7 protein-coding genes and 1 pseudogene are annotated in these 12,326 nt (G+C 49.0%); 2 read left to right on the forward strand and 6 right to left on the reverse strand.

Annotation, left to right across the window (positions count from 1 at the left end; genetic code table 11):
- Positions 1-229 precede the first annotated feature (229 nt).
- A complete protein-coding gene (locus ADIS_RS22935; RefSeq protein ID WP_010853936.1) occupies positions 230-379 on the reverse strand; it encodes a hypothetical protein in 150 nt (49 codons plus the stop codon).
- Positions 380-1,207: 828 nt separating this feature from the next.
- On the opposite strand from ADIS_RS22935, the gene ADIS_RS22285 reads away from it, so the two are divergent.
- A complete protein-coding gene (locus tag ADIS_RS22285) occupies positions 1,208-1,564 on the forward strand; it encodes a winged helix-turn-helix domain-containing protein (protein ID WP_262493038.1) in 357 nt (118 codons plus the stop codon).
- Positions 1,565-1,596: 32 nt separating this feature from the next.
- Here the strand turns inward: ADIS_RS22285 and ADIS_RS08105 are convergent, their stop codons facing one another.
- The gene (locus ADIS_RS08105) at positions 1,597-2,493 is read right to left on the reverse strand and encodes an IS982 family transposase (protein ID WP_035805222.1); all 897 of its coding nucleotides are present in this window, start codon (positions 2,491-2,493) and stop codon (positions 1,597-1,599) included.
- A 242-nt stretch (positions 2,494-2,735) separates the two neighbouring features.
- Here ADIS_RS08105 and ADIS_RS08110 point away from each other — a divergent pair.
- Positions 2,736-3,230 (forward strand): annotated as a pseudogene (locus ADIS_RS08110) (IS630 family transposase); the annotation flags it as partial.
- Between the two features lie 216 nt (positions 3,231-3,446).
- Here ADIS_RS08110 and ADIS_RS08115 read toward each other — a convergent pair.
- The 4 genes from ADIS_RS08115 to ADIS_RS08130 all read right to left on the reverse strand — a co-directional run bounded on the left by ADIS_RS08115 (position 3,447) and on the right by ADIS_RS08130 (position 12,212).
- Entirely contained in the window at positions 3,447-6,902 is a 3,456-nt protein-coding gene (locus ADIS_RS08115; RefSeq protein ID WP_010853943.1) for a S8 family serine peptidase, read from the reverse strand.
- Between the two features lie 71 nt (positions 6,903-6,973).
- Complete coding sequence (locus ADIS_RS08120) at positions 6,974-7,789, reverse strand: DUF4843 domain-containing protein (RefSeq protein ID WP_010853944.1); 816 nt, start codon at positions 7,787-7,789, stop codon at positions 6,974-6,976.
- A gap of 2 nt (positions 7,790-7,791) precedes the next feature.
- Positions 7,792-9,231 (reverse strand): RagB/SusD family nutrient uptake outer membrane protein, encoded by a 1,440-nt coding sequence (locus ADIS_RS08125; RefSeq protein ID WP_010853945.1) that lies wholly within the window; start codon positions 9,229-9,231, stop codon positions 7,792-7,794.
- 5 nt (positions 9,232-9,236) lie between these two features.
- Complete coding sequence (locus ADIS_RS08130) at positions 9,237-12,212, reverse strand: SusC/RagA family TonB-linked outer membrane protein (protein ID WP_010853946.1); 2,976 nt, start codon at positions 12,210-12,212, stop codon at positions 9,237-9,239.
- Between the last annotated feature and the right edge of the window lie 114 nt (positions 12,213-12,326).

Consider the following 12,326-nt stretch of genomic DNA (forward strand, 5'->3'; position numbering starts at 1 on the left):
AACTCCCCATCCAGGGTATAGTAAAGGACTTTTGACAAGCCATCATCGTGAATGACCAACCTATTTTTATATCGGTCTACGGCGATACTACCCGCCCTTCCAAATTCACTGTGGCATCTCCCAAAGGATATTTGGCGTACAAAAAATTTCCATTGGTCTAAATGACATAGACCTGCTTTTGCGTCGCATCCCTCATAAAGATCCTGCCGTCATGAATCTCCATATTTTGTTAAAAATCTGACATGAGGTCGGGCGGTGTATCCCCAAGCTTTACGTACCAGACACCATCTATTACATCGGACATATTCACCAACCCGGCGCTATCTTCGGGAATACGGGTTTCGATCGGATAGATGTCTACCTTCTGCCATGACAACATGTCCGGAATAGTTTGGGACAGTACTTTTCCAGATCCGTGCCAACAAATATAGCCTCGGCCCGAGATCTCTCTTTCAATCTACGGGAAGCGACAGGGATACTCATAGATAAAAATAACAAAACAGATTTTGAGTTGGTCCGCATTGTAGCTTGATTTTTAACCCGGTATCTTTTTATCAGGCATGCCCAGCTTATCATATATCCGACGCTGATCCGCAGGGGAAATTAATCCATTGGGTAAAAAAATTTCGTGATACTCAAGCTTCTTCCGAAACGTTTTGCGGTCCATGCCATAGGCTAGGGCCATCTCTAATCTCGATTTAAATTTTGACGTGCTACCCATAGAGAAAAGTTAAAGATTGACGCGAAAATATATTAACTAACAAATGATTTAATAGCTTTTGTGACAGATACGCACGGCTCACTATTTCTGAAAGCCACAATAGAAAACAATTTACTCTGGGCCGTCAAACCTACCATCCCCTCAATACCTAAAAAAACCGCTATCATCCTAGGTAAAACCATGATCATCTCAAATATAGCTTTTACGCTTAAAACGTGCAAAAACCCTTGTCTTTTTTTCTAATATTTTTACCTATATAAAGCCTATTTATAAATTACACAAATTATCATTATCTTCCCGAAAAGACAAAAAATCATGGGAAGACCAGTGCTTAAAGTCAAGGGGTATTATCCGGAGGAGATAAAAGCCCTGATCAAAAAAGATGAACGCTACACCATTGGTTTGAGGCTTTATGCCGTTTACTAGGTCGCCCTCGGTCAACCGAGCCGGAAACTTGAGGAGCTGTATCAGACAAGCTTCAAGCAGATCACCAACTGCGTCCACCGGTTCGAGCTTGAGGGCACAGACGGGTTGAGGGACAAACCGGGAAGGGGGAGGAGACCATCTCTGTCCCCCGAGCAGATGGGGGCTTTATCGGATCTTTTGTTGGGCGAGTCTCCTGTCGGCCATGGCTATAACACGGAGACCTGGACGGGCCCTGTTCTCATAGACTGGGTTGACAAGAACTTCGGGGTCAGATTCAAGAAGGCCCAGATATACAATATAATCAAAAAGCTTGGGTTCAGCTACCAGAAGGCAAAGGGGTTCTATCCTGAGGCGGACCAAGAGGCCCAGGAGGATTTCAAGGACAGTCTAAAAAAAACTCCTGGAAAGCCCGGCTGACACGGTTTTGCTGTATTAACCTGAGTTCGATTTTAAAATAGGGCAATTTGGGTTGTTTGGACGGCGTCATACTTGATTGCCGGTTTTTTGGGGAAGAAGCAGTATGCGATCAGTCTGGATATCAAGTTGGTGATGAAATTGCCGAAGCACCTGTGTCTGGAATGTTCGATCTGGCACATGTTTTTGAGTTCGTCGTTGACCGTTTCTATGACAGACCTTTTGCGGAGCATAATCTTGTCCTTTAGTTCCATCAGCGTGTTTTTCATGTTGTTTCTGATGTTGGTTATCAGGTGAAGGCCATCCATGAACAACAATTCGGTCAATTCTTTTGAAATATCCCCTTTGTCAGCGTAAAGTTTTCCCTTAAGCTGGTTCACGAACTTTTTGCTCTTCAATGGTTCCCTGTCGTCTACATTTCCCTGGGTTATGACAAAGTTGAGCAGCTCACCTTTGTCGTTGATTACCAGGTGGAGTTTAAAGCCAAAGAAATAGCCCATCGTCGACTTGCCCACCTGGGCAATGCCCTTGAAGACCCTGTTTCTCTTGATCCTCTTGTTCTTGCATACCCTGATCGGGGTTGAATCGGCAAAGGATATACCGGTCCCCTCTCCCAGGCAACAGGTTTTCAGGAATATGGCCATGGGCAGGGAAGCCGCCTGCATGAGTTCAACAAACCGGTTGTAGGAGACAGTGTCGGGAAACAGGTGCGGCATGTGGACTTTAATATAATAGAGATAGAAATGCTTCATGTTCCTGAAACCGCCGGAATGGAACATTACCATGATGGTGATGACCTCGCTGTGGCTCATCCTAGGGGTTCTCTTGGGTTTGTTTCCCAGCAGGTGGTTTCCGACGGGTTTTTGAAATTGGATGTGGAATTCGTCGATAAGATAGAAAATTTCGGTAATTTTGTCGTCAGTTAAAGCCATGCTTGAGTAGTTAAGGAGTTGTTTTTCAGAACCTTAAATAAACAAAAAAACATGGCTTTTTCTAATTTTGGACGGATTTATTTTAAATCTAACAAAGAAAATATATGGTTAATATATTTGAATTTACCAATTGTAGATATTATTCAAATTAAATTATTCACTACTTTCACACACCTTTAAGATCCCCTCAGAACGACGGATTGGCAAGGATTTATTAATCGAACTCAGGTTATGAGGATGAGTTCTCCCTTTCAAATACCGCGACCGTAGGCTACAAATGGGGCATGGTGGGCAGCCGGCCAAAGATCATTGCCAAACAGAGGGGTACGGAAAGGCTGAGCGCCATGGGCAGCTACAACTTCGACACCGGACAGATAACGGTGTCGTTTCACAAAAAAGGCAACTACAAAAGCTTCAAGAAGCACCTCAAGAAGGTGAGGGACACATACAGTGATCAATCACGGATAACAATCGTCTTGGACAATGTCAGGTACCGCCATGTCAAGCTGCTGAAAAAATGGATGCTGAAGAACACTAAGATGGAGCTAGTCTACCTGCCGCCCTATTCCCCGGAGCTAAACCCGATCCAGAGGGCATGGTGGTATATGAGAAAGAAAATTACGCACAACAGGTATGTCCATACCATGGAAGAGAGGTTGGTGGCATTCTGGAAAATGTTCTCCCATTTTCAGAAGCCAAACGAGGAACTGAAAAGGTTTTGTGAAATTAATTATTAGACTTTATATTACTTAGTATCTTGAATCTTTGAATATCCAATCGACGTGGTAAATGGCAAACTTCTTTAATTAAAAACGAATACTTCACATCAGGTAGGCATTTCCTTTCCTCGCTAAGCAGATCGATCCGCCATACTCACATTCCTTGTAGCCAGGAAAGTGCCTTTTTACTTTTGGCTGGCTTCATTTCCCTCCAACTCCAAAAACCGATCAGCTCTACTGTTTTACCAACTTATGCTGCACGACTTCCGAACCAGCCCGAATGATCATCAAATAAAGCCCTTTTGCCTCTGGCATCTCGAGCTCATGTGTAACCTGCTGCTGGTTTTTCATGAGCTCGAAGCTGCTGACCAAGACCCCTGAACTGGAGTAAAGCCCGTAATGCACCATTCCCCGGTGACCGTTATTGATCGTGACGGTGACTTGCTTATCAAATGGATTGGGGCCTATCGAATACCCCTGTCTGGCCAGTTCCGGTTCGGGGGCTGGTTCCAGACTGGAAATCACCACCGCACTGGAGAGGCGGTTGCACTGATCGTCTATCACGGCTACTTGGTACGAACCTCCGTCGGCTGCCATCAACGTGCGGGACGTGGCATTGGGCAAGCGAACCCCATTTCTGTACCATTGGTACCTAGCTGCCGGCACCAGAGAGGTGAGTTGCGATCCGTTCACCACAATCTCTGGCTGGCGGAGGGAATTGGGTGTGACGGTAATATTTCGCTGAAAACTTCGCTGTCCTCCCGGACCACGCACCACCAAGGTAACGCTGTAAGTACGAGCGGTATTGAACATAAACGTAGGATTTTCAGCCGTAGAGGAACCAAAGTTGCCGAAATTCCAACTGTAGGAAGTCACATTTCCTTCGGTGAGGTTGACAAACTCAGTAAGTCCACCCACACAGGTAAACCTGGCTTCGAAGTTGGGAAAGAGCACATTATCGCATACTATATTGAGCCAATTTTGGCTGTTCGTAATGGTGGCACCCGGCCCCAAGTTAACAATCGCATCCCCCGCTAAGTCAACGTTGGTTACGCTCACCTGTCTGAAACAGTACTTTCTGTAAACGGGATGGGATAGGGTTGCCTTACCGTCAGACCGGATACGGGTAACCCCAGTGCCGACCTCGTCATGTAGCAGATTGGTGGCCACCCTCAAGATCGCCCCATCTGCCAGCACCAACTCAATGCCTCGGGACAGCGAAAGGGTCTGCACCTCGGTTTCTTGCTGATCCATCCTCACCGCTCCGGATCGAATTTGAAAATCCCCGATGGTACCGATGGACTCCAACACCAAGCTTCCTCCCTCTGCAATAAATCCACCGAGGGATTTCCTAGACAGGTCGCTGAAGGATCCCGAAGACCCGGTAAACCTAAACGTAAACTGGCCATCTATCTCAGCCCCCGAGGCAATATCCACGTTGCCGGCGAAATTGATCCGATCTAATCTCCCCCGTACGGAAGCATTTTGCTGCACCGATAAATTCTGTAATGATATCGCCGTTAGGTCAAAGTTAACCGTGGCATCCCTAATTTCCAGATCCTGTAGGGTTGGCGAAGAGATCACCCTCCAGCTTCCACTTTGGATACGAACACCCAACTGCTCAAAAGTTACCTGCCCAAAATCAAGTACGTTTTCATTGGTTCCTGTATTGGCCAGCACCACGCTGCCACCTCTTACCCGAGTCTGTGGGTTACTTGAACGAAAGCCGCTTTCAAGTACCAGTTCATTACCTGCCAAATCCAACTCCAGGGGATTGGTACCAAATACATTAAGGCTAAAGACCCGGGTATTTGCATTCAATACAATGCGGTTGCCCGGTACGGGACGATCGATCACGACGCGGGTTCCTGCGCCCGGCACTAATCCCGCCGGGGGACCATTGCTGGTAAGCGACCAATTGGTAGGGCTATTCCATGTCGAATTCTGGCCGATCCAGTAGAGGGTATTGACCTGGCCATCAACAACGCCTGCGGACAAGACCAAGCTGAACGGCTGCCGAGCATGCTGCAAGGTTCGTTTATGCGTAATCCGCACGGTAAACCGCTGTGGCAAGGGTGCTCGAATTTCAATCTTCTCTACGTTGTCACGGGCATTGTCCACGTTTCTTGCCGCCACAGCACTCACTCCATTGGCGGGATTTAATGACCAAGGAAAAAAAACCGTGCCATCCTCACTGATAATACGCATATCCAAGTCGTTGACCAACATGGGCGTACGGGGGTTAAGGGACGGTGCGGGAGGAGTGCCAGGCGGATCCGTCCAGGCAAGAGTTGCTACGATAGGTTCCACTCCGTCTGAAATAAAATCGAACTCATAGGATTGGCCATTCTCCAAGGTCACTTCCCTGATTACCCGAGAGGTACCGTTTTCATCGATGATCATTCTGGCAGCGGCTTCCGCATCCAGAAGACCCCAGCCAAACATGTAATCAGGCCCATCGTTCATACCTGCCTCCCTTGCGGTATGAATTGCCAATGCCTTGACGGTAGCCGACCGCATGAAACGTCCCGCATTTCGGTTTCGGTAAAGCTCTTGCAACAATAAAAAGGCTCCAGAGACATTGGGAGCTGCCATGGACGTCCCACTTAAGGAGGCATACCCGTCTCCTGCTCCGTCGTTGATGATAGAAGAACTAAATACATTCACCCCCATGGACACCAAGTCCGGCTTGATTCTACCATCGTCCACGGGCCCCCAACTTGAAAACGGACTCATAACTACTGACTGAGGCCCGGTATAGTTGGTCACCGAATTGACAGCCCCGACCACAATGTTGTTTTTTGCCACGCCCTCCGGACCAATGGAGTCTCCCGGGCCATCCGAGTCACGGGTTCCATCCCCCACGTCGTTTCGATCGTTACCGGCCGCCCACACCACGGTATAGAAAGGTTTTGCAAACGTTACCTCATCAATCTGTCTCGTTCGGTTCGTATAAAAACCGAAACGGTAGTCTTCCCTAGGACTTACGCTTTCATTGCCGGACCAGGCCCAATTGCCATTGTTATCTCTAAACCAACCCACTAGTATCCCGTAGGAGTGGTTGGATACCAAATGACCTGTCGGCAGCATATCCGGATCGTAGCCATTTTGCAGCATCTTGGAGATATCCGCATCCCAGTTGAATGCCCAACCGGTAGCTTCATTGGCCATGCCTCTTGCATTGGGATTATTACCTCGTGCGAGGATAGTACCCGTTACGTGGGTTGCATGGTTACTCAGTGTTTCGGTAGAGCCGTCAATCTGCGTTACCCGATTGCCAAATTCATTGTGGTTTGCCCTTGGGCGGGTCTGATCGTATATTCCTATCACCATACCCTGACCTGCCAAGCCAAGATTCAAGCTTCCCCCAGCCTGCAGGGCACGCGCGCCGTTCGTTATGGCCGCTGCGACATTGTGGGTGGTAAAATAGACGGGGTGGGCATTGTCGTCCAGGTATTGAAAACGGGCCTGTCGTTCAGAATCCAAATCGATGACCATGGGAATACCCAACCGCCGGGTTATCGCTGTTTTCTCCTCAACAGTCAAATTATACTGGCGCGCTTGGCGGCGTAGTCCTTCCACCACCTCCCGGCGCACTTCCAGCAGCTCGGAACGCTGTGCGTTCGGGTCTTGGGCAAAGACCTGCAGGGAGATCATCAGCAATACCCCACCTAAAATTCCTATTCTCATAACTGTCTTATGTCATTCCGCCGGCAACTATATCATGCAGGCTGGTTATCCTTCTTCGCCTAAGCCACCTCTTATGGTATTCTGGTAAGGGTGGTGACACCACTTTCCTCCGCGTCATTCCTCCAATTGATGCGAAGGGTTCCGTCAGCATTTACCCTACCGGTACCATTGAATACGCCACCCCCAAACACCACGTCGGGCTGATCGGTAATGGTAATCACACCGCACAACTCGGTGAATATCGCCGGATTATCACTCGCACCGAATACTTGGGCGTATACGCCCCCTGTAATGTCGGAGATACGGTACGTGAATGGCTCGATTTCGGTAATCGTAACTTGGGAATTGGTTGTCCCTCCTGTGCCGACATTCACTGTACTGTATCTTCCAGCCAAAGCAGAGGGACAGGATAGGCGAATTTCCACCGTAACCTTATTGTAGTTTGCACTGATCTTTGTATTTCCCGCATCCAGTATCTGAAGCACCAGGTTTGGCTCCTCGCCAGAAGCCAAGTTGCCGGTCAGGATCTCAATGGGCACCTCCACAAAGCTGGTGTTGGGCGCGATGGTCACCTGATTTTGGGGCAGACGGAAATGTACGTTGCGCACCGCAGTGGAACTTGGATCCACCCCAATGGTTACCTGAACCTGTTGGTCTATGTGGGCCCCTACCAGATTGACCCTAACAGTAGTTTGATCCACCTGATTGGCCGAATTTTGGGTAACCACTCTTCGGACGGAACCATTTGGCCTGGATGCCTCCTCAAACTCCACCTCTAATCCGGTCCAGATAATGGTAAACCCGGATTCCTCCATACAGGAAAACCCAATCAGCCCGATGAGGAGCAGTATCCCTCCCTTCGTTATGCCTTTTAATACCTGTTTCATAGCTAATATCCGGGATTTTGAACCAATCGATCGTTTAACTGAACCTGTGCCAAGGGGATATTGGACAGTATCCGGTAGTCCGTATAGGGCACTTCTTCGAAATTTGCGTGCTTTGTGATATTCAAGCCATTTCGCTTGAGATCAAAAAACCGGTGTCCCTCAAGCGCAAATTCAAGCCTTCTCTCCAGCAGGATCCGGTTAAAAAGAGCCTGTCCAGAAAGTAAATTATCAATAGGACCTAGCCCCCGCTTGGATCGCAGCGCGTTGATATCGGCACGGGCACCTGCCGGATTGGATTGATACCTGGCTTCTGCACGGATCAAATAAAGCTCGGCAGCCCGAATGACCGGGATATTCTCTAGGAAATCCCCTTTGAAGCCGGTCCACTTTCTGCTGGCGAAAACCGGCCCCTCGATCCCATCCCTGGTCGTTTCCGCCCAGCAGTTCCTACGGACATCCTGTGGTTCGTAAGCAGCCATCAATTCATTGGAAGCTGCGATGATAAATTGCGCACTCGGATCTGTATTGGAAGTAAGCGAGTTCAACGAGTTATTCACTCCATCCACACTACTCCAGTCCACCACCCGAAGCTCGAGCTCAAAAACAGACTCGGGATGGGGAGCTCTGGAAAAACCCTGTACGTATTGTCCCGCCTCCAATAGCCCATCACCGTTCGACCTGAGCCCCAACGCATTCATGATCGTGGTGGCCGCTGCCTCCGCATCCTGCATCCTGCCCCAATACAGGTATAGTCGTGCCAACAGCGTCAATGCCGCACCGGCATTTGCATAGTATACGCCCTCGGATCCTACCGGCACAAGCGGTAACAGTGAGATCGATTCCAACAGATCCGACTCGATTTGTTCGTAAACCTGGAGTACGGTAGAGCGGGCCCGGAAATCTGCATCAGAGGCCGCTAGGGTCGGCGTGGTCCTCAAAATAGGCCCCAAATCAAATCCGTTGACCTCCTTCCCCGGCTCGTATCCATACACCCGGCACAAATCGAAGTAAAACAATGCCCGCATAAAAAAGGCTTCGCCTTTGATTATGTCCTTATCGGCTTGTTCTCCCCGTACGTTCTCGTCGTCGATTCCGGCCAGTATGATATTGGCATCATTGATTCCGCCGTAAACGATACCGTTCCATAGCCCAATATGGTCTCTGTCGCCATTGGCCTCCTCGCCTTGGTAGCGTCCTGTATTCGCCACCAGCCGCAGGTTATCAGCCAAGATCTCCGGGGCGATCATCATCTGCTGGCCATAATAAGTAAATGTATTAGCCAGGCTATACATGGAATTGGCCACGGCCTGATAACCCGCTACGTCACTGAGTGCCACTTCAGGTGTCAAGCTTTGGCGGGGGGTGGTCTCCAAATCTGTACAGGAAAGCGTAGATGCCGTACAAATGATGGAAAATAATAATGCGCTCGCTTTCATCTTCATACCTATCAGAAATTCAAATTAACGCCTGCTGTTATCTGTCTTGAGTTGGGATACGTACCATAGGTATTTCCCAGCGAATTGACCTCCGGATCCAATCCGTTGTACTTGGTCAAGGTCCATAGATTGATGGCCTGCACAAAAAACTTGGCCGATTCGATCTTCGCTTTTTGGGTAATTCGCAGAGGCAGCGTATAATCCAACGTCACCTGCTTCAGACGTATATAACTTCCATCGGAAATCTGCTTGGTGGAAAACTGCTGATACCCCGAATGTCCAGGAATCCTGCCTCCTTCGTAGGGCCTGGGAACATTGGTAATATCTCCGGGTCTGCGCCAGAAAAAGGTCTGATCCACCGACTGATTATCCTGCCCGATGGATCCTGCCTGGGCGATATTATATAGGTCTTGGTTAAATGCCAGGTTACCGTATTGGTATTGGAAAAATACTTCCAAAGAAACGGGGCCGTAGCTTAGGGTATTCGATAGTCCGCCAAAGTTCCATGGCAGGGCGCTTCCTATGTACTTTTGATCGTCGTCTGAAAGGAGGTAAGTATACTCTCCAAATTGATCGAAGTACATCGGAGAACCATTTGCCGGGTTGACACCTGCAAACTCATAGGCATAATAAAAATCAACGGGCTTCCCCACAATCAGGTCGTTGCCGATCCGATCGAGCCCCTCGTACAGTTCAAGGAGTTCATTGGAGAAAATGGAAATGTTAAACGCGGTGTTCCATTTGAACTTGCCCCAAACCACATTTGTGGTTTGTAGGTCAAAGTCAACCCCTTGATTTCGAAGCTTTCCGGTATTGCGGGTAATGGCCCCGAAACCGGAGTCTATAGGGAGCTGGGTTTCAAACAATAGCCGTCTGGAATCCTTGCGCCAAACATCTACCGTGGCAATTACCCTACCGTTAAAAAAGGTACCATCTACGCCAATATTTGTAGAGGCCGCTTCTTCCCAGGTCAACAAATCGTTTCCAAGCTGGGAAAAGCGCAGGGCTCCCAAGCCCAGGTATTGACCCGAGGTGCCGACCAATGTTCTGGCGGCAAAGTTGCCAATATCCGAGTTGCCCGTGATCCCATAGGAAGCCCGTAACCTAAGGTTATCCAACCAAACCTTGTTTTGCAGGAATGCCTCCTCCGAGAGCCGCCAACCGGCAGATACGGCGCCAAAATTGCCCCAGCGGGTATTGGCACCAAATCTGGATGACCCATCCCTACGGGCGGTGATATCAAAGGTATATTTGTCTGCGTAGTCGTATTTCGCCTGTGAGAAAAATCCTGCGCGCTTGTATTCCGTAAAAAATCCCCCTACGTCAAATGGCTGTGCCGCGTTCTGTAAATACCGGAGAACAGGGTTCGGGAATCCCCGCCCGGTGGCAGAAGTTGCCTCCGATGTTTCCCCTTTGTATTCATAGCCCAAAATCCCCGAAATGGAATGGACGCCGTTGAATCGTTTGTTCACATTGAAGTTACCGTTGGCATTCGAGTTCACGACCCTCCGGTCTGTGTAGGTAGAGGAACCCCCATACGCTGAAAAGACAGGTATGGTAGATGGTCGGTTGTTTTCGTCTCTGTTGTCTGAAAAGTCTATACCTCCAAAAGCCGTAAAACCAAGCCAGGGCAGGATCTGATAGGTCATCTGCAGATTTGATACCGATTGGTAGGTCGTAGCCCTACGGAGCTCCTGGTTTACTCCCTGCACAATGTTGTATCCAAATAAATGTTCGCTTGGATACTCCGCAAACGTGCCGTCCTCATTGTAGATCGGTACATTTGGCCTGGATACAAACCCGGAAATAAAAGGGCTATTGACAAAGTTCCCCCGGTCGATAGTACCGTTTGTGATTTGTCTGGAGAGGGAAAGGTTGGCATTGATGGTGAATCGTTCGTTTGCGCGGTGGGTAAGGTTTAACCTTCCTGTAGTCCTGGAATAATCCGATCGGATGATCTGTCCCTGCTGAAAGGTATGGGATCCCGAAATAAAAAACTGGGTCCGATCATCCCCTCCTGACATGGACATATCGTAAATCTGCAGCCGACCGTCGCGGTAAAGCGCGCCGAGCCAGTCGGTGGTCTGCAACTGACGGTCACCCGGACTGCCAAAGATCTGTTCCGCTTCTGCAGGATTCAATCCCGCATTGATGTATGCTTGCCGTTTGATGGATGCCAACTGATTGGCGTTCATCATATCATAAAAAGCAATGGGCTGTACAATCCCTTCCTGTGCACTTATCCGGACATTTGTCTTGCCCTGCTTGCCTCTCTTAGTGGTAATCAAAACGACCCCATTGGATGCCTGTGCCCCATAGATCGACGCCGCTGCTGCGTCTTTGAATACTTCAATGGACTCAATGTCATTGGGATTGATGGAGGCCAAGGCATTTTGCGACCCCTGCCCGGATAGTCCCCCGGGAGCTAACTGAACGCCGTCTACGATGTAAAGAGGCTGGGTACCCGCGTTGATGGAACCCACTCCGCGGATACGAACGTTTAGGGTGCCTCCAGGCTGTCCCGACGCAGCGGTTACCTGTACTCCGGCAACACGCCCCTGCATGGCCCTATCGAATGACTGCATGGGGAGGTCTTGAAAAACTTCTCCCTTGACTGAGGCGATAGCCCCGGTCACTTCCCTTCTTGTCTGATCTCCATAGGCAGTTACTACCACTTCACTTAGAGAGGTAAGCTCCGGCTGCATCGTGATATTCAAATTGGCACGGTTGCCGATCGCCACCTCTTGGGTCTGCAAGCCCACAAACCTGAATACCAGCACATTTCGATCCTCCGGTATGGAAAGCTCAAAATTCCCATCCAGGTCGGTAATGGTTCCCTGGGTTGTGCCTCTGATTACCACGGTAACCCCAGGTATGGGCTCTCCGTCTTCGGAAGAAACCACCACCCCACGAACCGTCCTGGTTTGAGAGAACACAACCGTAGAAGCTGAAAAGAGAAAGAGCAACGCCAGTAAAGCTATCCTCATAGTGTGTTTTTTAAGGAGTAAGAATCCTACCAATATATCAAAATTAACCGCATTAATTAAAGTGTTTCAACACTTTATTTACGAGATAACTTTAGATAAAACTCAGGAAGGCAA

This window comes from Lunatimonas lonarensis, assembly GCF_000390185.1.
Classification (GTDB): domain Bacteria; phylum Bacteroidota; class Bacteroidia; order Cytophagales; family Cyclobacteriaceae; genus Lunatimonas; species Lunatimonas lonarensis.